Genomic DNA, 23,124 nt, shown 5'->3' with positions numbered 1-23,124 from the left:
ACACCCGATAGCCATGCAACCCCAGCACACGCCAAACCAGCGCCCCCGTCTCTCGCTCGGCCCCCTGCTCTACCATTGGCCGCGCGAACAGGTGATGGACTTCTACGCCGAGATGCTCGAGACCCCGGTGGCGACCATCTATCTCGGTGAGACCATCTGCTCCAAGCGCCGCCTGCTGCGTCCCGAGGACTACTGGGAGCTGGCCGAGCGCGTCGCCGCCGCCGGCAAGGAGCCGGTGATCTCGACCCTGGCGCTGATCGAGTCCGACGGCGAACTCAAGACCCTGGAGCGACTCTGCTCCGACCGGCGCTTCCTGGTCGAGGCCAACGATCTCGGCGCGCTGGAGTATCTCGACGGTCACCCCTTCGTCGCCGGTCACTCGATCAACCTCTACAACGATCGCACCCTGGCCTTTCTCGCCCGCCACGGACTCAAGCGCTGGGTGCTGCCGGTCGAACTCGGTCGCGACACCGCGCGCGCACTGATCGCAACCCGCCCCGAGGGCGTCGAGTGCGAGCTGTTCGCCTTCGGGCGGCTGCCGCTGGCCTACTCGGCACGCTGCTTCACCGCCTACAACCGCGATCTCGCCAAGGACGACTGCCAGTTCTGCTGCATCGACTACCCCGACGGACTGACCATCGACACCCAGGAGGGCGATCACTTCCTCACCCTCAACGGCATCCAGACCCAGTCGGCGAGCACCCACACCCTGCTCGGCGCGCTCGACGAGGTCACCGCGCTCGGCGTCGAGCTGCTGCGCATCAGCCCGCAGTCGCGCCACACCAGCGACATCATCGCCGTGTTCGACGCCTGTCTGCGTGGTGACATGAGCCATGGCGAAGGCCTGGCCAAGCTACGCGAGTACGCCCCTTCGGGGCTGTGCGACGGCTACTGGACCGGTGCCGCGGGCTATGCCGGCGGCACCGGCGTCGCCGTGCCCGGACCGGCCTGATCCGGCCACCCCGGCGCCTCGGGGCCCGAGGCGCCGCCCGCCATCACGCGGGACGGCGCGTCCGGCCCCGGGCCGGAAGACACGCTTGATCGTCGAGCAGCCGCCATCCCCCCGTCCGCACCCCGCCCGCCATCTCCCCTGGCTGGCGCTGTTCGCGCTCGTCTGCGCCGGGCTCTGGGGGCTGGCGCGCTGGGCCTATCACGACGGCGTCGAGCGGCTGGCCGAGCAGGCGCGCACCGACCTCGACCTCTACGTCGTCCATCTCCAGGGGCTGCTGGCCAAGTACGAACCGCTGCCCGAGCTGCTCGCCACCAACCCGCGCCTGACCGAGTTCCTCCGCACCCCGGGCGGGCGCGAGAGCATCGTCGCGCTCAACCGCTATCTGGAGACGGTCAACCGCATCAGCGACGCCACCGACACCTATCTGATGGACGCCGCGGGACTGACCATCGCCGCGAGCAACTGGAACGCCGAGCGCCCCTTCGTCGGCCGCGACTTCAGCTTCCGCCCCTACTTCCACGACGCCATGGACGGTGAGCTCGGGCGCTACTTCGCCCTCGGCACCACCTCCAAGCGACGCGGCTACTACTTCGCCTACCCGGTGCGCGAGAACCACGAGATCCTCGGCGCCGTGGTGGTCAAGATCGACGTCACCGAGGCCGAGCGACGCTGGGCGAAGTCCGGGCATGTCTTCCTCGTCACCGACCCCGACGGGGTGATCTTCATCTCCACCGAACCGGCACAACGCTTTCGCACCCTGCACCCGCTCGCCCCCGAGGTCAGACGGCGCATCCGCGCGAGCAACCGCTATCTCGACGCCAGCCTCGAGCCACTCGAGCTGGCGGTGCGCGACACCACCGCCGACGGCACCCTGGTCCGGCTCGGCCCGCCCGCATCCTGGCCGGAGCCACCGCCCTACCTGCTGCAATCGCGCGCGATGCAGAACGCCGGCTGGCAGGTCCACGTGCTCTCCAACACCAGCACGGTGATGCGCGACAGCCTCAAGCTCACCGCCCTCGCCGGCGCACTGCTCGCGGTCACCGCGCTCGGCGTCGCGCTGCTGTTACAGCGCCAGCGCAGCCGCCGCGCCCATGCCGCACTCACCGAGCGCGCGCGCGCCACCCTCGAGCGCATCAACCTCGAACTCGAGGCCCGGGTCGCCACCCGCACCGAGGAGCTCACCCGCACCAATCGGCGGCTGCGCGCCGAGATCGACGAGCGGCTGCGCGCCGAGCAGGCGCTGCGCGAGACCCAGCAGGCACTGATCCAGTCGGCCAAGCTCGCCACCCTCGGGCAGATGTCGGCGAGCATCAACCACGAACTCAACCAACCGCTGGCGGCAATCCGCACCTATGCCGATAATGGACGGCTGCTGCTCGCCAAGGAGCGTCATCAGGAGGTCGCGGCCAACCTCGGTCAGATCCTCGCGCTCACCGAGCGCATGGCCAAGATCGGCTCCCAGTTCAAGCTGTTCGCACGCAAGACCTCGGGCGAGCTGACGCCACTGCCACTGGCGGCGGTGATCGAGGGGGCTACACGGATCATCACGCCGATGCTCGCGCGCTGTCACGGCGAGCTGATCGCGCGCATCCCCGACCATCTGCAGGTCCGCGCCAACGACGTGCTGCTCCAGCAGGTCATCGTCAATCTGCTCGGCAACGCCTGTCAGGCCATCGCCGAGGCCGAACAACGCCGCATCGAGATCGATGCCCGCCGCGAGGGCGACACCGTGGTGACCTGGGTGCGCGACACCGGCCCCGGCATCCCCGAGTCCGACCTGGCGGTGATCTTCGAGCCCTTCTTCACCACCAAGGCCGCGGGCGACGGGCTCGGGCTGGGGCTGGCGATCTCCTCGCGCATCACCACCGAGATGGGTGGCGCGCTGGTGGCCAAGCCCGCCCGCGCGGGCGCCTGCTTCGAACTGCGCCTGCCGGCTGCGGAGAGCCCTGAATGAGTCAATCGCCACACGTCATCTTCGTCGACGACGAGCAACACATCCGTGCCGCCAACCGCCAGACCCTGGAACTCGCCGGGCTCACCGCCCAGGTGTTCGACCGCGCCGAGCGTGCCCTGCCGCTGCTCAGTCGCGACTGGCCCGGGGTGCTGATCACCGACATCCGCCTGCCCGGGATCGACGGACTCGAACTGCTCGCCCAGGCCCAGGCCATCGACCCCGACCTGCCGGTGATCCTGATCACCGGTCACGGCGACATCAGCACCGCGGTCAACGCGATGCGCGCCGGGGCCTATGACTTCATCGAGAAGCCCTACCCCGCCGAGCGCCTCCTCGATACCGTGCAGCGCGCACTCGACAAGCGCGCCCTGGTGATGGAGAACCGCAACCTGCGCGTCGAGCTGATGGCCAACACCGCGCTCGGTCCACGCATCATCGGCCACAGCCCGGCGATGCGCCGACTGCGCGCGACCATCTCGCAGATCGCCGACACCGGCGCCGACGTGTTGATCCTCGGCGAGACCGGCACCGGCAAGGAGCTGGTGGCGCGCTCGCTGCACGAGCACAGCAACCGCCGCGACCGCAACTTCGTCCCGGTCAACTGCGGCGCGGTCCCCGAGAGCATGATCGAGAGCGAGCTGTTCGGTCACGAGGCCGGCGCCTTCACCGGCGCCAAGGCGCGGCGCATCGGCAAGTTCGAGCACGCTCACGAGGGCACCCTGTTCCTCGACGAGATCGAGAGCATGCCCGCACCGGCCCAGGTGCAGCTGCTGCGCGTGCTCCAGGAGCGCACCATCGAGCGGCTCGGCTCCAACCAGCTCATCCCGCTCGACTTCCGCGTGGTGGCGGCGACCAAGATCGACCTGCGCGAGGCGGCCACCGCCGGCGACTTCCGCGAGGATCTCTACTACCGGCTCAACGTGCTCACCCTGCACATCCCGCCGCTGCGCGAGCGTCGCGAGGACATCCCGCTGCTGTTCCATCACTTCCTGCTCGTCGCCCAGGATCGCTTCCAGCGCGACGCGCCCTTCCCCGAGCAGGACCAGATCAGCCGTCTGCTCGGTCACGACTGGCCCGGCAACGTGCGCGAGCTGCGCAACCTCACCGAGCGCTACGTGCTGATCGGCGAACAGTACGACTGGTCGCTCGAGACCCTGTTCGCCGGCGACCCCGACAGCGGCCTGCCGCAGACCCTGCCGACCCAGGTCGAGTGCTTCGAGCGCAGTCTGATCGTCCAGGCGCTGGCGGCCAACAAGGGCAGCATCAAGGACACCATGACCACCCTCGGCATCCCCCGCAAGACGCTCTACGACAAGATGCAGAAGCACGGACTCGACAAGGACGACTACAAGGACTGAGCACGGATCGGCGGATATCCGCCGTGCCGCTCACCCCGCAATGGGTGGGATTCCACCCACTCCACCACGCCCCGCCACGCGCCAGCCGTGGAATCGTCGACAGCGCCCCGCGACATCACCCCGCCGAGCAGCGCACACACAGCGCAACCTGCTGAAAGAAAAAAGTAATATTCGAAAGTCAGGGAACACCGAAATGGCACCGCCCCGGCGCTGAAAAAACTTGGCCCACGAATTGCTTTAATGTGGCGCTCGATCCAACTGGATCGGCGAGACATCACCCATTCTCGTGCGAAACGGCTACTCCCGCCTCGGCGGGGACGGCCATGCCCCGGGGCCCGGAGTGAATCCGACAGGAAGGCGAGCGGGAAAACAGGCCTTCACAATCAGGAACATGGGACACCATCGACCGCTCTGAACAGAACGGCACGAGGTGTCTGCGCCACGGATGGGCGCGAAGAGCGCCGAGACCCGCGCTACTCTTCCCGAGGGCGAACCCTGCCGAGCCGACAGCGCCAGCAGGACGCCCGCCCTGGAACAGACCGGCACTTGAGTGAAAAACCGCCGCCCACCGGGCGGCCCGCTAACCCACCCCGACCAGAAAGGCGGGGCCTCTTGCGGAGGAACTGATGAAACCGACCTTAGCCGCACTCTCCCTGGCTGCGATCACGGCCGCATCCACGCTCGTCACCGGCACCGCCAGCGCCGCCGATGATCCGATCGTGATCAAGTTCTCGCACGTCGTGGCCGAGAACACCCCCAAGGGCCAGATGGCGCTGAAGCTCCAGGAGCTGGTTGAAGAGCGCATGGGCGACCGCGTCGTTGTCGAGGTCTACCCCAACTCGCAGCTGTTCGGCGATGACAAGGTGCTCGAGGCGATGCAGCTCGGCGACGTGCAGCTGGCCGCGCCCGCACTCTCCAAGTTCGGTCGCTACACCAAGAAGCTCGCCCTCTTCGACCTGCCCTTCCTGTTCGAGGACCTCGACGCGGTCGATCGCTTCCAGCAGAGCGAGCCCGGTCAGGAGCTGCTCAGCTCGATGGAGAAGAAGGGGCTGATCGGTCTCGGCTACCTCCACAGCGGCCTCAAGCAGTTCAGCTCCAACGAGCCGCTGCGCGTGCCCGAGGACGCCGCCGGCATGAAGTTCCGCATCATGTCCTCCGAGGTGCTCGAGGCGCAGTTCAAGGCGGTCGACGCCACCCCGCTGAAGAAGCCCTTCTCCGAGGTCTTCACCCTGCTCCAGACCCGCGCGATCGACGGTCAGGAGAGCCCCTGGTCGAACACCTACACCAAGAAGTTCTTCGAGGTGCAGCCCTACATCACCGAGTCCAACCACGGTCTGCTCGACTACATGGTGGTGACCTCGGCTGAGTTCTGGAACGGTCTCCCCGACGATCTCCGTGCCGAACTCAAGGCCACGATCGACGAGGCGGTGGCCTACGGCAACCAGGTCGCCCGCGAGAAGGACCTCGACTATCGCCAGAAGATCGTCGACTCCGGTCGCACCGAGATCATCACCCTCACGCCCGAGGAGCGCGCCCAGTGGCTGCAGGCGATGAAGCCGGTGTGGGAGGAGTTCGAGGACGAGATCGGCGCCGAGCTGATCGACGCCGCCTACGCCTCGAACCGCGGCAACTGAGCCCCGCCGACCTGTCCTGACCTCCAGGACGGGTCGTCACGTCAGGCTCAATCAGCGCGCCCCGCGGCCCCGCCCGCGGGGCGCATCGCATCATCGACGGCCCGACCTTGCGTGCCAAGCGGCGCGCCAGTGTCTACCCTCAATCTGACCACCTTCATTCAACTCGAGCGTCATTGACCATGTTCTTGCGCTTCATCAACAAGACCGAGGAGGCCATCATTTCGCTGCTGCTGGTGGCGATGACCCTCCTGGTGTTCGCCGAGGTCGTCATGCGCTTCGGCTTCAGCACCGGCGTCTCCTGGGGCCAGGAGGCCACCCTGCACCTGTCGGCCTGGTTCGTCCTGTTCGGCGTCTCCTACGGCCTCAAGGTCGGCGCCCATATCGGGGTCGACGCCTTCGTGCGCCTGTTCTCGCCGCTCGTCCAGCGGCTGATCTCAGCGCTCGCCATCCTGCTCGCGCTGGCCTATTGCGGACTGTTCATCTACGGCGCCTGGATCTATCTGGGCAAGATGAAGATGATCGGCATCGAACTCGAGGACATCGCCATCCAGACCTGGATCGCCGACAGCATCCTGTTGATCGGACTGGCCATGCTCTCGATCCGCCTGCTCGAGCTGCTGTGGGCCGTGGCCACCGGTCGCGCCACCGGCTTCCACCAGACCAACGAGGCAGAGGAAAGCATGCACCTGGCCGAAGAACTCAAGCGCGAGGTGGCCGATAAATGACCACTGCAACCCTGTTCCTGCTGCTGTTCGGTTGCATGCTGCTGGGCATGCCGATCGCCATCGCGCTCGGGCTGTCCAGCATCACCACCATCCTGCTGTTCTCCAACGACTCGCTCGCCTCGATCGCGCTCAAGCTGTTCGAGGCGCTCTCCGGGCACTACACCCTGCTGGCGATCCCCTTCTTCATCCTCTCCTCGGCGTTCCTCTCGACCGGCGGCGTGGCCAAACGCCTGATCCGGTTCGCCACCGACGTGGTCGGACACATCCGTGGCGGTCTGGCAATGGCCTCGGTGCTCGCCTGCATGCTGTTCGCCGCCGTCTCCGGCTCGTCGCCGGCGACCGTCGCCGCCATCGGCACCATCGTCATCGCCGGCATGGTCAAGTCCGGCTATCCGAAGGAGTTCGCCGCGGGCGTCATCACCAATGCCGGCACCCTCGGCATCCTCATCCCGCCCTCGATCGTGATGCTGGTCTATGCCGCGGCCACCGAGGTCTCGGCCGCGCGCATGTTCATGGCCGGCTTCATCCCCGGGTTGATGATGGGCCTGATCCTGATGATCGCCATCTATATCGTCGCCCGCATCAAGAAGCTGCCCTCGCAGCCCTGGCCCGGCTTCCGCGAGATCTTCCGCGCTGCCTTCAGCGCCTCCGGCGGCATCCTGCTGATCGTCATCGTGCTCGGCTCGATCTACGGCGGCGTGGCCAGCCCCACCGAGGCGGCGGCGGTGTCTGCGGTCTATGCCTTCCTGGTCGCGGTCATCGGCTACCGTGACATGGGTCCGCTCAAGACCGTGCCCTGGCGCTACCAGGGCGAGGGCTTCTTCCGCATGCTCGGGCGCAACACCTGGCAGGTACCCACGGCGCTGGCCACCAGCTTCGCCCACCCCGAGGTGCGCAAGGTGGTGCTGGATGCGGCCAAGGTCTCGATCATGCTGCTGTTCATCATCGCCAACGCGATGCTGTTCGCCCATGTGCTGACCACCGAGCGCATCCCGCACCAGATCGCCGAGTCGATCGTCGCGTGGGGCCTCGAGCCGTGGATGTTCCTCATCGTGGTCAACATCCTGCTGCTGATCGCCGGCAACTTCATGGAGCCCTCGGCGATCCTGCTGATCATGGCGCCGATCCTCTTCCCGATCGCCATGCAGCTCGGTATCGACCCGATCCACTTCGGTATCATCATGGTCGTCAACATGGAGATCGGCATGCTCACGCCGCCGGTCGGGCTCAACCTGTTCGTCACCGCCGGCATCACCGGCGAGAGCATCGGCTGGGTCATCAAGGCGGTGCTGCCGTGGATGCTGCTGCTCCTTGGCTTCCTGATGTTGATCACCTATATCCCGCAGATCTCGCTGTTCCTGCCGGAATACATCGACCAATTGCAGGGTTATAAATGATGACGAACCAGATGCCGACCTATCAGCACATCCTCTACGCATCGGACTTCGGCACCCACACCCGTCCGGTCTTCCACAACGCCGTGGCACTGGCCAAGAGCACCGGCGCGCGGATCACCATGCTGCACGTGGTCGAGCCGATGGGCAGCACCGGCCAGACGGTGGTCGGCGCCTATCTGCCCGACATGAACCGCAAGCAGCACGAGCAGGAGGTGCTCAAGGAGGTGCTCGCCACCCTCCACAAGCGCCTGGCCAAGTACTGCGCCGAGGTCCCCGGCTCGTGCAACGCCGAGTCGGAGATCGTCGAGGCGCTGGAAGTGGCCAGCGGCCTGCCCTCGGAGGAGATCCTGCGGGTGGCCAAGGCGCGCGAGGCCGATCTGATCGTGCTCGGCACCCGCACCCATGCACAGATGGGCCTGGGTGCGATCGGTTCGACCGCTCGCAAGGTGCTGCACAACAGCCCGATCCCGGTGCTGATCGTGCCCAACCACTGAGAGGACGCGCCAGGGACGGCGCCAGGACGGCATCGCAACGAAAACGCCCCGTCAGGCTTGGCCTGACGGGGCGTTTTCATCTGCGCCGAAGCGGCATCGGCTCAGTGACCGGGGAAGCGCACCCCGGCCATGCGATCGATCGCACGGGTCAGCGGCTGCCAGCGCTCCGGCGGCTCGAAGGCGTCGAGGAAGTTCTTCAGATACAGACCGAGCTCGGTGCTGCCCGACATCCGCAGCCGGCGTTGGAAGAACAGGGTGTCGGCGTCCTCCTGACGCGCCGCCAGCATCATGAATTCGCGGGTATCGCCGGCGATGCTGGCATCGGCCGGACGCTGCTCGCCGTAGCCCTGGATGCGGCCATTCTCGAAGCCGAGGCGATAGCGCACGCCCATGTCGGCGATCTCGATGGCGACCTGACGCCCCTCGAGGAAGTCGAGCTCGCCATCGGCGATCGCCTCCTTCATCACCTGATTGAGGATGCGCGCCAGCGCGCGGCTGTGAAAGGTCGTCGGCATCAGGCGCAGCGGCAGGGAGAGCGGGCGCAGCAGACGGGGGGGAAGGACAGACGACATGGTGGTAGTGATCTCTATCAAGGACTTTTATCAGATTAACATTGGATTTTCGCTGCTCTCTCGACACAAGCGAATGACGCATGTCAAATAGCCACTTTGGCCGTTCGCTACCGGGAGACCCGTCACCATGGCCACCAGCCTGCTCGCCCTGCTCGACGACATCGCCAGCGTGCTCGACGACGTCTCGCTGCTGACCAAGGTCGCGGCGCGCAAGACCGCGAGCGTCCTCGGCGACGACCTCGCGGTCAACGCCGAACAGGTCCACGGGCTGCGCGCCGAACGCGAACTGCCGGTGGTCTGGGCGGTGTTCAAGGGCTCGCTGCGCAACAAGCTGATCCTGGTCCCGGCCGCGCTGCTGATCAGCGCACTCGCCCCCTGGGCGATCATGCCGCTGCTGATGCTCGGCGGGCTGTTTCTCTGCTACGAGGGCTTCGAGAAGGTCGCCCACCGTCTCCACGGCAACCCCAAGGGCGAGACGCGCGAGACCGAGCTCGAACAGGCCCTCGCCGACCCCGCGACCGATCTCGCCGCCATCGAGCGCACACGCATCGCCGGCGCCATCCGCACCGACTTCATCCTCTCGGCCGAGATCATCGTCATCACCCTGGGCACCGTCGAGCAGGCCGGCTTCCTCACCCAGGTGCTGGTTCTCGCCGGCATCGCGCTGCTGATGACCATCGGGGTCTACGGGCTGGTCGCGGCCATCGTCAAGCTCGACGACGCCGGGCTCTATCTCAGCCGCAGCAGCGGCGAGGGGGCACTCGCCAGCGCGCGACGCCGACTCGGCGAGACCATCCTGCGTGCCGCGCCACGGCTGATGAAGGGGCTGTCGATCGTCGGCACCATCGCCATGTTTCTGGTCGGCGGCGGCATCCTCGTCCATGGCCTGCCGATCATCGGCGAGCCGCTCCACCATCTCGCCGAGGTCCTCGCCGGTCTGCCCGTGCTCGGCGCCCCGCTCGCAACCCTGGTGCCGCTACTGATCAACGCCCTGATCGGCATCCTCGCCGGCGCCCTGGTACTCAGCGTGGTCGAGGCCATCGGTCGGCTGCGTCGCGCATAGCCCCAACCCAGGAAGGTCAACGATGCCCGCACCCGTCACCCCGCTACTCACCGTCGACGTCATCATCGAGCTGGTCGACCGACCCGAGCGTCCGATCGTGTTGATCGAGCGGCGCAACCCGCCCCACGGCTGGGCCATCCCCGGTGGCTTCGTCGATCCCGGCGAGCGGGTCGAGCGCGCCGCGGTCCGCGAGGCGCTGGAGGAGACCGCGCTGCAGGTCGAGCTGCACGCACTGCTCGGCGTCTACTCGTCGCCACTGCGCGACCCGCGCGCTCATACCGCCAGCGCGGTCTATATCGCCACCGCCAGCGGCGAACCCGAGGCCCGTGACGATGCCAAGGGGGTGGAGCTGTTCAATCCCGACGAACTCCCCGAGCGTCTCGCCTTCGATCACGCCGAGATCCTCACCGACTATCGCCGCTTCCGCCTGGTCGGCACCCTGCCCCCGCCACGCCTGGGTTGATCCACCGTCATACGATCCGACGGCGCCACGACCAGACCGGCAAGCACCGAGCCGCTCGGCGCCTCGTGACGGTACAGCCTGGGTGAACAGACCACTTGATCGAGATCGCCAGGGCGTCAACATCAAGCCCCGTCAACCGATCACCAGGAGCACCTGTATGCGCCCGATCCGCCATCTCGCCATCCTGCCACTGCTCGCGCTCCTCGTCGCCTGCACCGGCATGCCCACCACCGAGGATGACCTCACCGACACCGCCATCCCCCGCCTGCTCGGTCCCGACGAGACCCTGGTCGAGGTCCAGACCGGCGGCGCCGAGCCACTACGCCTCGAAGGCCGCATCGACGGCTATGCCGGTCCCGCCTATGCCATCCGCAGCGCACCCGGCGAGCGTCTGGAGATCACCCTGGAGAGCGCGAGCAGCAACGTCTATTTCAACGTCCACGACGCCGCCGACGGCAGCGCCACCGCGGTCTTCCGCGGCGAGTTCGAGGGTCGCACCGCCACCCTCACCGCCACCGCCCCGACCGTCTGGCTGATCCGCCCCTTCCAGCCCCGCGCCTCGGCACGACGCGGCGAGCGCATCGACTTCAGCATCCGTATCACCCGCAACGGATAGGTCAGCGCCGCCAGCCGCCAGCCGCCAGCCGCCAGCCGCCAGCCGCCAGCCGCCGGGGGATTGAACCGCAATGGCGCGAAGGACACGAAGGGGGTTCGTAGGGTGGGCAAAGCGCAGCGTGCCCACCGCGTGCTGGCGAAGACGTGATCTGAGAGACAGGTCGTCGAGGCGGGGTTGTTCGGAATCCCTTCGGATCGAATCCCCCCCCCCTTTTTGACCAAAGGGGGCTTTCAGGCCCGCGTGTCATGACGGTTCGAATCAGCTTCCAGCTATCAAAGTAGGTAGGGTTGCCAACGGCAACCCAACACTTTCAAACCCTTCGCGTTCTTCGCGTCATCGCGGTTCAATCCCCCGGCGGCATGGGCATGATGCCGCAGCCCTGAGACGCCGACCGGCGCGGGACGCCGCCCCTGGTGCCCCGCGCGATCAACCCGCCGCCAGCGCCGCCACCCGCCTCCGCGGCCGACCGATCAGCCGCGGCACCACCACCTCCCAGCGCGTGCAACGCAGCTTGCCGCGAAATTGCGGCTCGCTGTCCTCGGCCTCGCGACGGATGATGGCGACGACCTCGCAGACCGGATCGACCAGCCCCAGCCGGAAGGCGCGTGCGGTCCGTCCGACCACCTGACCGTCGGCGCGACGCAGCAGATAACGCTCCCCCTCCGGGACCAGGAGCAGACGCTCGCCCGGCGCGATCGCGGCGATCGCGGCATGGATCGGTGCCGTTGCGGGCTGGCGCCCCGGATAGCCAAGGTCGATCTCCTGCAACCCCAGCGGCTGATAACACACCTCCAGCTCGGGGGCGTGCGCGAGCCGCACCTGGCGCTCGAACACCCCCTCGCCGAGCGCATCGAGACAGGGGTTCCCCGCGCCGATGGCGCACAGCGTCAGGGTCTCGCGGGCACGGGTCATGCCGACGTAATAGAGTCGGCGCATCTCATCGATCGCCTCGGGCGCCGCGCGCCAATCACCGTCGAGCAGCACCAGATGGCGGAACTCCAACCCCTTGGCCGCGTGCACCGTGCCGAGGAAGAGCCCGGGGCGCGGTTGCTGGCGGATCTCGCGGGCATGATCGTAGAGCCAGTCGATCAGCGTCGCCGGTGCGAGCTGGCAATCGCCGAGCTCGCCGGCCAGCGCCACCAACGCCTCGGCAAAGAAGCGCCGCCAGCGCGGATCGAGCACCAGCGTCGCGATCCGCGCCCGTACTGCGGCGGCATCGAGCACCTGCTCGCGAGGCAAAGCGCGCAGCGCGTCGATCACCCGCAGGAAGCCGCGCTCGCGGGTCAGCGGCAGCGCCCGCCCCTGTTCGGCAGCGAGGTGATAGGGCACCCCGGCGCGCTCGCACCAGGCCTGCAGCGGGCGCAGATGGCGATGGCTGCGCGCCAGCACCGCACAGCCCTGCCACTCGCCCTCGCCCTCGAGCGCGAGCAGCCGGCGCAGCTCGCCGAGCGCGGCCTGGGCCTGCTGGTTACCGCTGGCGCGGTCGTGCTCGGGCAGACGCAGACAACACACCCGCCCCGCCGCCACGGGGTCGAGCCCCGCCCAGCGCCCGCCCGACGGCGCCTGTTCGCGCGCGGCATCGACCCGCACCGGGTGCGCCTCCTTGAGCCTGTCGGGATTGGTCGCGATCAGCCGGTTGGCGGCGGCGACGATGGCGCCGCTGGAGCGATAGTTCTCCACCAGATAGGCGATCTCGGCGTCGTACTCCTCGCGATAGCGCTCGATGTGGCGGTTGTTGCCACCACGCCAGGCATAGATGTTCTGGTCGTCGTCGCCGACGGCGAGGATGCACAGCCCGGCGTCCTGCTCGCCCTCGGCGCGCCGCCGCGCCAGCGCACTGACCAGACGGTACTGACGGTCGTCGATGTCCTGGTATTCGTCGACCAGGATGTAGCGATAACCGCGCAGCAGCTGCTCGCGCAGATCGTCCTCGCCGTCGACCTCGACCGCGCCCTCGAGCAACGCCGCGGCGCGGTCGAGCACCTCGCCCAGGCAGGCCTCGTCGACGCTGTCGCGCCGCTCGAAGCTGGTGCCGGTCAGGCGCATCGCCATGGCGTGATAGGTCAGCACCGTCAGCCCCCAGGCATCGCGCCCGACCAGGTCGAACAGACGCCGGCGGATCTCGTTGGCGGCGTGACGGTTGAAGGTGAGCGCGATGACGCTCGCCGCCGGCACCCGCAACACCCGCAGCAGATAGGCAATGCGGTGCACCACCACCCGGGTCTTGCCCGAGCCCGGCCCGGCGAGCACCAGCCGGTTGCGATCGTCGTGGGCGGTGACGATACCGCGCTGGATCGCGTTGAGCGGCTCGACGATCGCCTGCCACGACGCCTCGCTGGTGGCCAACTTCAACACCTCGGCCTTGCCGGCGAAGTAGCGACGCTGGAAGGCCTGGCGGGACTGGCTGAAATAGTCGGCCAGCAGCGTCCGCGCCGCCTCCATGCCGCTGTCGAGGGCGCGCTCGGCATACTCGCGCATGGCATGGATCTGGAAGCGGCGCTCGCGGTAATGGGCATCGAGCCGATCGTAGTCCTTGCGCTGGTAGCCATCGGTGCGCTCGGATGCGAGTTCGATGGTCATCGCCCGACGCATCACCGTCATGCCGTGATTGAGCGCCAGCACCTCTTGCTGATGGAGATAGAGCAACACGTGTTCGATGGCCGCGCGGCGCTGCTCCGGGCACAGGGTGGCAGCAAGCACCGCATCGCCCTCGATGCAGCCGAGCAGCTCACCGAAGGTGGTGCTGACCAAGACGTCCTTGCGCCGGACCCCCTCGGGGACCCGCGCGATGAGGAAACGCAACAAGGTCGCCGCGAGCGCGCGCCGGCGCTCGCCGAAGGCGTGAATCCGCGTCCAGCCCCAGCGCCCGCGCAACCGCAATCGGAGATGGTCGCGGCTGAAGGCATCCAGCTCGAAGGCGCCGGGCTGGCGACTGTCGCCATCGCGATCCTGCGCGAGCCCGCGCAACAGCCGCAGCACCCGTGGCGGGCTGAGCCCGTGCTGCCCGGTCTCCTCGCGCAGTCGCGCGGTGAGCCGGGGCAGATTGAGGTCCTGCCACTCGCCCTGGTCGGCATCCGGGGCAAGCTCCGGCAACAGCGCGAACAGCGCCTGTTCGAGCGCGAGACAGCGCTCCAGGCGCCCCTTCGCCGCACCACTGACGCCATGACGCAGATACAGCGTGAGCTGGGTGTCGTTGTCCACCAGCCCGAGCTGTTCGAGCTGGCGCAGCACCCCGGTCACCTCCTCACCGCTGGTCCCGGTCGCCCGCGCCAGGGCGTCGGTGTCGATCCGCGCATCGGCCGCGGCGGCGTAGAGACAGTCGAGCACGGTGTCGAAGATCGCGCGCTGGCGGCGCGGCAATCCCGCCCGGTCGAGACGGGCGGCGGCGCGCGCGCGATCCGGCTCGTGCAGCCGCGCGGGGAAGAGGCGGGTCTCGTTGACATCGCGCTCGAGCAGCGCGGCGCGCTCCAGCCAGGCGAGCGCGGTCACCACCTTTATCTCGGCGTGATCGGCATCGGCGTCGAACCCGGCATCGAGCGCGGCGTGCTGGAGGATCTCGCCGCTGCTGACCACCAGTTCGGCGGCATCGCCACGCCGCCCGTGGATCTGGCGCAGCGCACGGAGGATCTGCTGGATGTCGCGCAGACTCAGCTGGGTGCGGGCAGCGAGCCCGAACTGGGTCTCGATGTCCTGCGGATCGTAGAGCAGCACGCAGCGCGCCGGTTGCTGGTCGCGCCCGGCACGTCCGGCCTCCTGCAGATAGTTCTCCAGCGAGCCGGGGATGTCGGCGTGCACCACCAGCCGCACATCGGGCTTGTCGACCCCCATGCCGAAGGCGTTGGTGGCGACGATCACCCGCAGCGCGCCGCGCTTGAAGGCGTCCTGAATGTCCTTCTTGGCGTTCGGCGCCAGCCCGGCGTGGAAGTGCCGACAGTCCCAATCCTGCCCGCTGAGGAACTCGGCCAGTTCCTCGGCATGGCGCCGACTGGCGGCGAACACCACGGCGCCGCCGGGTGAGTCGGATTCGGGAAAGGTCTCGGTGAGCAGCTGATGGATGCGCACCGGCTTCTCGGCGGCGCCCACCGGCAGCACCCCGTAGTCGAGATTGGCGCGTCGGGGCGTGCCGATCAGGTCGCGGAAGCCGATCCCCAGCACCTCGGTGAAATGGGCGCGGATGTCCTCCAGCACATCGGGCTTGGCGGTGGCGGTGAAACAACCGATCGGCGCCACCGGCGCATCGTCGCCGCCGAAGCGGCGGATGAAACGCGCGACATAGAGATAGTCGGGCCGGAAGTCGTTGCCCCACTTCGACAGACAGTGCGCCTCGTCGAAGATCCAGGCACCGACCTCGCGCTGGGCGATGGCGGCGCGGAAGGCGCGGTTGCGGAACTGCTCGGGCGAGACCAGCAGGAGTCCGACCGCGCCGCGCCGGATGCGATCGAGCACGTCGGCACGCTCGGGCAGGGTCAGCAAGCCGTTGAGCGTCGCCGCGCAGTGCAGGTTGTGCGCCAGCAGCCCGTCGACCTGATCCTTCATCAACGACTGCAACGGCGAGACGATCACCGTCAGCGCGCCGTTGCGCTGATAGCGGTTGAGCGCCGGGAGCTGGTAGCAGAGCGACTTGCCGCCACCGGTGGGCAACACCGCCAGCAGCGACTCGCCGCGCATCCCACCGAGCACCAGATCGTGTTGCAGGCTGCCGCCCTCGGGCTCGCGGCGGAAATCCTCGAAACCGAAATAGCGCCGGAGCTGAGTCCTCGGGTCGTGGACCTGCGCGCAATAGGCGCAGGCGGGATCGCCACAGGGGGTGTCGCGCAGCCGCGCGATCAGCTCGGCGGTGACGGGGAACTGATGGCGCACCCAGGGCGCAAGCACCGCCTCGCCCGCACCCGCCAGCAGCCAGGACAGCGCATAGGCCAGCGACCAGCGCCGCTCGGTGTCGATGACCAACCCGGCGAGCAGTGTCTCCAGCGCGGCGGGACAGACCCGGACACCCGCTTCTGTCGTCTCGTCGACGAGCAACCCGCGCAGCGTCCCGACCAACCACTCCGCCGCGTGTGGCGCGTGCCCGGTCAGGCCGACGAACCAGGCGCCGAGCCCACTATCGATGCGCTCGGTGAGCAGGGTCTGATAGCAGTCGAGCAACTCGGGGTAGCGCGCGCCCAGCGCGGCGAGGGCCTCGGTCTCGGCGTCGAACAGGGCCGCGGTCGCGCGACAGTCGGCCAGCGGCGAGTTACGGCTCGCCGCAACGGCCTTGTAGTCCTTGACCAACTGGTGATAGGGGTCCTGGGGGAAGGCCAGCGGCGAGAGCCTGAGGGTATCGATCACCGGCAGGCGCAACAGCCTCAGATCGGGGGCGGCGGCACGCAACAGCGGCAGGTCGTGGTCGAGGACATTGTGACCGAGCACGCAGTCGGCCCCTTCGGCTAGGGCATCGAGGCGCCGCAGCGCGGCATCGAGCCCGCCGTCGGTGTCGAGCTCCAGCGTCTCGCCGGCCCCCTGGCGCAGCGCACCGATCTTGAAGATCCGGGCAGGCGCCTCGTCGCCTGCGGGAACCACCTCGAGGTCGACGATCAACCCATCCACCGAACGCCCAGCTCCTGCTCGAATCCTGCATCCTCGACCGCCAACCACCGGGCGCGCCGCAAACCGTGGACGTTAGACGCAGATCGCGACCGATGCAAGGTCAGTCGCCAGAAGATTGAACCGCGATGACGCGAAGGTTTTTTTGTAGGGTGGGCAAAGCGCAGCGTGCCCACCAGCCACCAGCCACCAGCCACCAGCCACCAGCCACCAGCCACCAGCCGATCGAACCGCGATGACGCGAAGGACGCAAAGGGCTTGAAAGCCCCCTTTGGTCAAAGGGGGTTGGGGGGATTCGATCCGAAGAGATTGCGATCAACCCGGGCTTGACGTCCCGTCCGCGCACCGCTCAGTCGACGAGCTGGGAACGCCCGTGGACGTGTCACCCGGCATCGGCGCGCCATCATCGGGCAACGGCGCCGGTGTTGGGTTGCCGACGGCAACCCAAACTACAAGCTGGCGGCGGGGCGCGGGACGCCATCCTGGAACAACGGTGCCTTTGTCCACCTTGCGAAATCCCTTCGCGTCCTTCGCGTCATCGCGGTTCGATCCCCCGGCGGCTGGCGCACGGTGGGCACGCTGCGCTTTGCCCACCCTACGATCGTTGCACACCCTTCGCGTCATCGCGGTTCACTTCCCTGTCGATCGCTCAGCGCAAACGCTTAACCATCGAAATAAATCGATACAAATCAGCTAAAAGATCGATTTTTTAAGGAGGGATGACCGACCTACCCTGAGTACATCGCCCATGGATTGCTCAGTCGGGAGGATTCGGTATGACGCTCACGCTCTCCACCCTCGCCGCCCTGCTCGCGCCCACCGTGCTCTGGACCGCCGGGGCGCTGCCCGGCCTGCGCGCGCGGGAGGCCGGACCCGGGATGGCCCGGCTCTCCGGGCTGGCGGCCTGGACGGCCTTCGCGCTGGCGCTGGTCGCGCTCATCGGGCACGGCTTCGGCCCGGCGCAGTCGATCACCCTGTTGTCACTGCCGGTGCCGCTGTTCGGCAGCCTCGGGCTCGGGGTCTATCTCGACGGGGTGACCGCGATCATGCTCTGTCTGGTGTCGCTGGTCGGCGCCGTGGTCACCCGCTATGCGCGCAACTACATGGCCGGCGACCACGGCGAGGGGCGTTTCCACCAATGGTTGCTGCTGACCCTGGCTGCGATCCTCACCCTGATCGTCGCCGGCAACCTGCTGCTGTTCGCGCTCGCCTGGATCGCCACCAGCCTGAGCCTGCACCGCCTGCTGCTGTTCTACCCGGAGCGGCCCGGCGCGCAGCTCGCCGCGCACAAGAAGTTCGTCTTCAGCCGTATCGGTGATGTCAGCCTGTTGATCGCGGTGGTGCTGATCGGCGCCGAGCTGCACACCCTGGAGTTCGCCGGGCTGCACGCGGCCATGGCGGGGCATCTCGGACCGCTGTCGGCGCCCTTGCAGTGGGCGGCCTGGCTGGTGGTGCTGAGCGCGGTGCTCAAGTGCGCCCAGTTCCCCTTCCACGGCTGGTTGTTGCAGGTGATGGAGGCGCCGACCCCGGTCTCGGCGCTGCTCCATGCCGGGATCGTCAATGCCGGTGCCTTCCTGGTGATCCGCATGAGCCCGATCATGTCCTTCTCGGGAGCGGCGCTCGATGCCCTCGCGCTGATCGGGCTCGTCACCCTGGTGATCGCCTCACTGGTGATGCTCACTCAGACCAGCATCAAGGTCTCGCTGGCCTGGTCGACCTCGGCGCAGATGGGTTTCATGCTGCTCGAGGCCGGGCTCGGGCTCTACAGCCTGGCGCTGCTGCACCTGGTCGCCCACTCGCTCTACAAGGCGCACGCCTTCCTCGCCTCGGGCAGCAGCGTCGACGGCTTCCGCGCCCCCACGCCGCAGCTCGCCCAGGCTCCGCTCGCGCCCTGGCAGTGGCTGGTCGCCTTCCAGGGGGCGCTGCTGATGGCGCTGCTCGCCGCGCTGGCCTTCGGCATCGATCCAGGCCACCAACCGGCGCTGCTCGTCGCCGGGGCGATCGTCACCGTCGCCGTCGCCCAACTGCTGCTGCAGGCGCTGCGCCTCGGCGCCGAGGCCGCGCTGCTGCCGCGCGCGACCCTGATCGGCGCCCTGGTCTGCGTCGGCTACTTCGGGCTGCACCGACTGTTCGAGCTGGCCGTCGCCGACGATCTGGTGGCACTGCCGGTCGCCGCCGCGCGGCTCGGCACCCTCACCGCGCTGGCGATCGTCGCCGTCTTCGTCGGCCTGCTGTTGCTCCAGCATCTGTTCACCCGGCTGCACGGACCGCTGCGCCAGGCGATCCAGGTCCATCTCTACAACGGACTCTATGTCGACATCCTGGTGACCCGGCTGATCACCCGACTGTGGCCGCCGCGTCCGGCGACCGTCACGGCCTGATGGAGGGATCTCCGATGAAGCCCAATGACCTGCACACCCCGGAGCCACGCATGGCCGGCCAACTGCCACTCGATGCCGAGACACCCGGTCCCGGCGAGCACGACCTGATCGAGGCGATCGAGACGGCCTGTGCGCGCATCGCCCCGGTGTGGCCGCTCGACCGCTTCGTCGCGGTCAACCCCTTCCACGGCCTGCGCGCACTCGACTTCGACCACGCCGGGGATCTGCTGCGACGCATCGCCGGGGTGCGGATGTACATGCCGCGCGGCTATTTCCGCGAGCGGCTCGCGCGCGGCGAGATCGGCGAACGGGACCTCGTCGAGGCCGCCGCACGCTGTGCCAGCACGCTCCCCCCCGAGCAGCTGCGTGCCGCGCTCGACCGGGAGCGCGCGCCACGCACCGGGGTGCCGCTGATCACTGCGCTGGTCGACGAGCTCGACGCCGACGACTGGTCGGAATTCGTGATCGATCGCATCAGCCATCACTGCGCGGCCTATTTCGACATGGGTCAGGCGACCTGGCAGCACCCCTGGTCGGGGATGCGGCTCTACGACGCCTGGCGCGCCTTCGCCGCGCTCGACTACAGCGCCGACATGATGGGCCAAGGCGGCATCCGCGCCCGGGTGCGCGCCCTGCCCGAGGCGCCGCGCGCCTGTATCGGCGCGGCCCTGGGACGGCTCGGCATCCCCCAGGCGGCCTGGGCCGACTATCTCCATGCCGCGCTGCTCGATGTCGGCGGCTGGGCGGCCTGGACCCGGCTGCTGCGCTGGGAGGCCGAACTCGAGGGCGGCAGCGACGACCACATCGAGGCGCTGCTCGCCATCCGGTTGGCCTGGGAGGTCCTGGTCTACGAGCACAAGGCCAGCCCCGGTCTCACCGCCCGCTGGCACGCGCTCTGCGCCGAACTCGAACGACGCGCCGGCGACCCCGACGCGCCCGACCCCGAGGACGCCATCGACCGGGTGCTGTTGTGCGCCCAGGAGCTGGCCTATCAACGCGGTCTGATCGCGCGACTGCGCGCACACCGCCACAGCGCGCCCGCCACCCGCCCGCCGCTCCAGGCCGCCTTCTGCATCGACGTGCGTTCCGAGGTGATCCGCCGCGCGCTGGAGACCGTCTGCCCCCGGGTCCAGACCCTCGGCTTCGCCGGTTTCTTCGGCGCCCCCATCGCCCACCAGCCGTTCGGTGCCGACCACCCACGCCCGCAGCTCCCGGTGCTGCTCGCGCCGCGCTATCGGGTCTGCTCCGAGCTGCACGAGGCCGAACCCGAGGAGCAGGCCGAGGCGCTGGCCGCCCAGCACCGACGGCTCGGCATCGGCAAGGCATGGAAGACCTTCAAGATGGGCGCGGCCTCGTGCTTCTCCTTCGTCGAGGCCGCCGGCTTCTGGCTCTACGTGCCCAAGCTCATCGGCGACAGCCTCGGCTGGAGCCGCCCGGTGCCGGCCCCGGACGATCCCAGGCTCGACCCCGAGCAGGCCGCGCGCCTCGCCCCCAGCCTCGCGCCCTGCGGCCACCCTCATGCCGATCACGCACTCGGCATCCCCGAGGCCGAGCGTGTCGCGCTCGCCGAGGGCATCCTCCGCGGCATGTCGCTGACCGCGGGCTTCGCCCGGCTGGTGCTGCTGGTCGGACACGGCAGCAGCAGCGTCAACAACCCCCATGCCACCGGGCTCGACTGCGGCGCCTGCGGCGGCCAGAGCGGCGAGACCAACGCCCGCGTGGTCGCCGCGCTGCTCAACGCCGCGGAGGTCCGCGCGGGACTCGCCGCGCGCGGTATCGCGATCCCGCAGGACACCTGGTTCCTGCCCGCGCTCCACGACACCACCACCGACCGGATCCGGCTGTTCGACCACCAGCACCTCCCCGCCGACTCTGCCGAAGAGCTGGCCGAACTCGGCAGCCGACTCGATCAGGCCGGCGAGCTGACCCGGCTGCAGCGCGCCACGCTGCTCGGACTCGGTGGACGCGAGGGCCGGGCGCTGACCAGGCGGGTCGAGCACCGCGCCCGCGACTGGTCGCAGGTGCGCCCGGAGTGGGGGCTGGCCGGCAACGCCTGCTTCATCGCCGCGCCACGCACGCGCACCCAGGGTCTCGACCTCGGTGGCCGCGCCTTCCTCCACGACTACGACTGGCGCGCCGATCACGGCTTCGCGACCCTGGAGCTGATCATGACCGCGCCGATGGTGGTCGCCAGCTGGATCAACCTCCAGTACTACGCCTCCTGCGTCGACAACCGCCGTTTCGGCAGTGGCAACAAGGTGCTGCACAACGTCGTCGGCGGCGCCATCGGCGTGATCGAGGGCAACGGCGGCGACCTACGGGTGGGGCTGCCGCTGCAGTCGTTGCACGACGGTCGGCGCTGGATCCACGAGCCGATCCGGTTGAGCGTGTTCATCGAGGCGCCGCAGAGCGAGATCGATGCGGTGATCGCGCGCCACGACTTGGTGCGCGAGCTGGTCGAGCACGGCTGGCTGCACCTGTTCCGCATCGAGTCGAGCGGCGACTGCGCCCGACGGACGGAGGACGGGGACTGGTGCACGGTCGAGTCGCACTGAGCACGCCCAGCGCGGCGCACTGGACCCCGGCGGATCTCGCCGGGGTGGTCGCGGGACACTGGCTCGGCCCGATGCCCGCCGCGCGACCGCTCGCCGGGTTCGGCATCGACGGACGGCGACTGCGCCCGGGCGAGGTGTTCGTCGCCATCGACGGGGTACGACACGACGGCCACGACTTTCTTGCCCAGGCCGCCGGCGCGGGGGCCGCGCTCGCCATCGTCGAGCGCGCCCCGCCCGACCCGCCGCCGGGACTGGCGCTGCTCGCGGTCGACTCCACCCTCGGAGCGCTGCACCGACTGGCCATGGCCCAGCGCGCGCGCCTGCGCGCCGCCGGTTGCCGGGTGATCAGCGTCTCCGGCTCGAACGGCAAGAGCACCACCCGACACCTGATCCACCAGCTGCTGAGCGCCGGTGGCCTGACCGGCACCCAGAGCCCGCGCAGCTTCAACAACCACATCGGGGTGCCGCTGACCCTGCTCGCGGCACGCCCCGGAGACGACTTCGTCGCCTGCGAGATCGGCACCAACCACCCCGGCGAGATCGCCGCGCTCGGCGCACTCGTCCAGCCCGATCTCGCGGTGATCACCAGCATCGGCGAGGAACATCTAGCCTTCCTCGGTGATCTGGCCGGCGTCGCGCGCGAGGAGTTCGCGCTGCTCGACCAGCTCGCCCCGGACGCCCTGGCGCTGCTCCCGGCGCCCCCCTGGCTGGCGATCGAGCCACCGGCCTGTCGCAACCAGATCGCGCGCTTCGCCCCCGAAGCGGGGCTGGTCGCAGCGGCGCTGCCTGGTGTCCACAACCAGCTCAATGCCGCGGCGGCGGTCGCCGTCGCACGGCGTCTGGGGATCGCCGAGTCCTGCATCCGCGTTGCGCTCGATACCGCCCAGCCGCTACCCGGGCGCAGCCGGATCCTGTTCGCCGCAACCCCCGACCGGCCGACCCTGATCGACGACAGCTACAACGCCAACCCCGACTCGATGCGCGCCGCGCTCGCGCTGCTGCGCACCTGCCCCGCCCCACGCCTCGCCGTGCTCGGCGACATGCACGAGCTGGGCGCGCACGCGCCCACCGCCCATCGCGAGATCGCCGCCCTCGCCGCCGCCAGCGCCGAGCGCTGCATCCTCATCGGCCCCGGCTTCGCCGCCACCGCCGCACCCACACCACCAGCCCAGGTCGAGCATCATTGCAGTCAACCGCCGGCACTGGCGGCACGGATCCTCGCCGACACCGATCCAGCGACCTGCATCCTCGTCAAGGGATCACGCGCGATGGCGCTGGACCGGCTGGTCGAGGAGCTGAGTCAGCGCATTGCTTTCCCTGCCAGCGACTGACCATCCCACCCTCGCCGACAGTCAGACGGACCCGTCTCCCGGCCCC

15 protein-coding genes are annotated in these 23,124 nt (G+C 68.9%); 13 read left to right on the top strand and 2 right to left on the bottom strand.

All coding sequences use genetic code 11. The features are described from left to right. Positions 1 to 13 precede the first annotated feature (13 nt). The 7 genes from ubiV (at position 14) to EDC29_RS14455 (ending at position 8,514) form a co-directional block, all read left to right on the top strand. Positions 14 to 952 (top strand): ubiquinone anaerobic biosynthesis protein UbiV, encoded by a 939-nt coding sequence (ubiV, locus tag EDC29_RS14485; RefSeq protein WP_123140683.1) that lies wholly within the window; start codon positions 14 to 16, stop codon positions 950 to 952. An 85-nt stretch (positions 953 to 1,037) separates the two neighbouring features. After that, positions 1,038 to 2,906: a sensor histidine kinase gene (locus EDC29_RS14480; RefSeq protein WP_132230469.1), complete on the top strand. Its 1,869-nt coding sequence runs from the start codon at positions 1,038 to 1,040 to the stop codon at positions 2,904 to 2,906. Continuing rightward, positions 2,903 to 4,264 carry a sigma-54-dependent transcriptional regulator gene (locus EDC29_RS14475; protein WP_005220922.1) on the top strand — a complete coding sequence of 454 codons (1,362 nt, stop codon included), beginning with the start codon at positions 2,903 to 2,905 and terminating at the stop codon, positions 4,262 to 4,264. The genes EDC29_RS14480 and EDC29_RS14475 overlap by 4 nt, the downstream gene beginning before the upstream one ends. A gap of 626 nt (positions 4,265 to 4,890) precedes the next feature. After that, positions 4,891 to 5,898, top strand: a complete 1,008-nt coding sequence (locus EDC29_RS14470) for a TRAP transporter substrate-binding protein (protein ID WP_132230467.1) — start codon at positions 4,891 to 4,893, stop codon at positions 5,896 to 5,898. Positions 5,899 to 6,077: 179 nt separating this feature from the next. Further along, positions 6,078 to 6,623 (top strand): TRAP transporter small permease, encoded by a 546-nt coding sequence (locus EDC29_RS14465; RefSeq protein WP_132230511.1) that lies wholly within the window; start codon positions 6,078 to 6,080, stop codon positions 6,621 to 6,623. Continuing rightward, complete coding sequence (locus EDC29_RS14460; RefSeq protein ID WP_123140680.1) at positions 6,620 to 8,020, top strand: TRAP transporter large permease; 1,401 nt, start codon at positions 6,620 to 6,622, stop codon at positions 8,018 to 8,020. Before EDC29_RS14465 ends, EDC29_RS14460 begins: the two co-directional genes overlap by 4 nt. Next, positions 8,017 to 8,514, top strand: coding sequence for a universal stress protein (locus tag EDC29_RS14455; protein ID WP_082805985.1), 498 nt, complete (start codon positions 8,017 to 8,019; stop codon positions 8,512 to 8,514). The genes EDC29_RS14460 and EDC29_RS14455 overlap by 4 nt, the downstream gene beginning before the upstream one ends. Positions 8,515 to 8,615: 101 nt before the next feature. Here EDC29_RS14455 and ubiT read toward each other — a convergent pair whose 3' ends face one another. Next, positions 8,616 to 9,086 carry a ubiquinone anaerobic biosynthesis accessory factor UbiT gene (ubiT, locus tag EDC29_RS14450; protein WP_005220913.1) on the bottom strand — a complete coding sequence of 157 codons (471 nt, stop codon included), beginning with the start codon at positions 9,084 to 9,086 and terminating at the stop codon, positions 8,616 to 8,618. A 127-nt stretch (positions 9,087 to 9,213) separates the two neighbouring features. Here ubiT and EDC29_RS14445 point away from each other — a divergent pair, with 127 nt between their 5' ends. From EDC29_RS14445 to EDC29_RS14435, 3 genes are all read left to right on the top strand, one after another. Next, on the top strand, positions 9,214 to 10,149 hold the full coding sequence (locus tag EDC29_RS14445; protein WP_132230465.1) for a DUF808 domain-containing protein: 936 nt from the start codon (positions 9,214 to 9,216) through the stop codon (positions 10,147 to 10,149). Positions 10,150 to 10,171: 22 nt separating this feature from the next. Beyond that, a complete protein-coding gene (locus EDC29_RS14440) occupies positions 10,172 to 10,612 on the top strand; it encodes an NUDIX domain-containing protein (RefSeq protein WP_123140678.1) in 441 nt (146 codons plus the stop codon). Between the two features lie 157 nt (positions 10,613 to 10,769). After that, the gene (locus tag EDC29_RS14435) at positions 10,770 to 11,228 is read left to right on the top strand and encodes a hypothetical protein (RefSeq protein WP_132230463.1); all 459 of its coding nucleotides are present in this window, start codon (positions 10,770 to 10,772) and stop codon (positions 11,226 to 11,228) included. A gap of 426 nt (positions 11,229 to 11,654) precedes the next feature. On the opposite strand, the gene EDC29_RS14430 is transcribed toward EDC29_RS14435, so the two are convergent. Beyond that, a complete protein-coding gene (locus tag EDC29_RS14430; protein ID WP_132230461.1) occupies positions 11,655 to 16,814 on the bottom strand; it encodes a RecQ family ATP-dependent DNA helicase in 5,160 nt (1,719 codons plus the stop codon). Positions 16,815 to 17,587: 773 nt separating this feature from the next. Here EDC29_RS14430 and EDC29_RS14425 point away from each other — a divergent pair. The 3 genes from EDC29_RS14425 to EDC29_RS14415 are packed head-to-tail and all read left to right on the top strand — an operon-like array spanning position 17,588 to position 23,078. Then, positions 17,588 to 19,192, top strand: coding sequence for an NADH-quinone oxidoreductase subunit L (locus EDC29_RS14425; RefSeq protein WP_132230459.1), 1,605 nt, complete (start codon positions 17,588 to 17,590; stop codon positions 19,190 to 19,192). A 14-nt stretch (positions 19,193 to 19,206) separates the two neighbouring features. Continuing rightward, complete coding sequence (locus tag EDC29_RS14420; RefSeq protein WP_132230457.1) at positions 19,207 to 21,747, top strand: YbcC family protein; 2,541 nt, start codon at positions 19,207 to 19,209, stop codon at positions 21,745 to 21,747. Next, positions 21,726 to 23,078, top strand: a complete 1,353-nt coding sequence (locus tag EDC29_RS14415) for a UDP-N-acetylmuramoyl-tripeptide--D-alanyl-D-alanine ligase (protein WP_132230455.1) — start codon at positions 21,726 to 21,728, stop codon at positions 23,076 to 23,078. The genes EDC29_RS14420 and EDC29_RS14415 overlap by 22 nt, the downstream gene beginning before the upstream one ends. Positions 23,079 to 23,124 lie beyond the last annotated feature (46 nt).

Source organism: Marichromatium gracile, assembly GCF_004343155.1.
GTDB lineage: Bacteria > Pseudomonadota > Gammaproteobacteria > Chromatiales > Chromatiaceae > Marichromatium > Marichromatium gracile.
Note: the sequence above shows the minus strand (reverse complement) of the source record. Positions and strands in the feature narration are given on the sequence as shown.

Coding starts and splice junctions, on each gene's coding strand:
- ubiV (WP_123140683.1), top strand. CDS start 14: ATGCAACCCCAGCACACGCCAAACCAGCGCCCCCGTCTCTCGCTCGGC.
- EDC29_RS14475 (WP_005220922.1), top strand. CDS start 2,903: ATGAGTCAATCGCCACACGTCATCTTCGTCGACGACGAGCAACACATC.
- EDC29_RS14470 (WP_132230467.1), top strand. CDS start 4,891: ATGAAACCGACCTTAGCCGCACTCTCCCTGGCTGCGATCACGGCCGCA.
- EDC29_RS14465 (WP_132230511.1), top strand. CDS start 6,078: ATGTTCTTGCGCTTCATCAACAAGACCGAGGAGGCCATCATTTCGCTG.
- EDC29_RS14460 (WP_123140680.1), top strand. CDS start 6,620: ATGACCACTGCAACCCTGTTCCTGCTGCTGTTCGGTTGCATGCTGCTG.
- EDC29_RS14455 (WP_082805985.1), top strand. CDS start 8,017: ATGATGACGAACCAGATGCCGACCTATCAGCACATCCTCTACGCATCG.
- ubiT (WP_005220913.1), bottom strand. CDS start 9,086: ATGTCGTCTGTCCTTCCCCCCCGTCTGCTGCGCCCGCTCTCCCTGCCG.
- EDC29_RS14445 (WP_132230465.1), top strand. CDS start 9,214: ATGGCCACCAGCCTGCTCGCCCTGCTCGACGACATCGCCAGCGTGCTC.
- EDC29_RS14440 (WP_123140678.1), top strand. CDS start 10,172: ATGCCCGCACCCGTCACCCCGCTACTCACCGTCGACGTCATCATCGAG.
- EDC29_RS14435 (WP_132230463.1), top strand. CDS start 10,770: ATGCGCCCGATCCGCCATCTCGCCATCCTGCCACTGCTCGCGCTCCTC.
- EDC29_RS14425 (WP_132230459.1), top strand. CDS start 17,588: ATGACGCTCACGCTCTCCACCCTCGCCGCCCTGCTCGCGCCCACCGTG.
- EDC29_RS14420 (WP_132230457.1), top strand. CDS start 19,207: ATGAAGCCCAATGACCTGCACACCCCGGAGCCACGCATGGCCGGCCAA.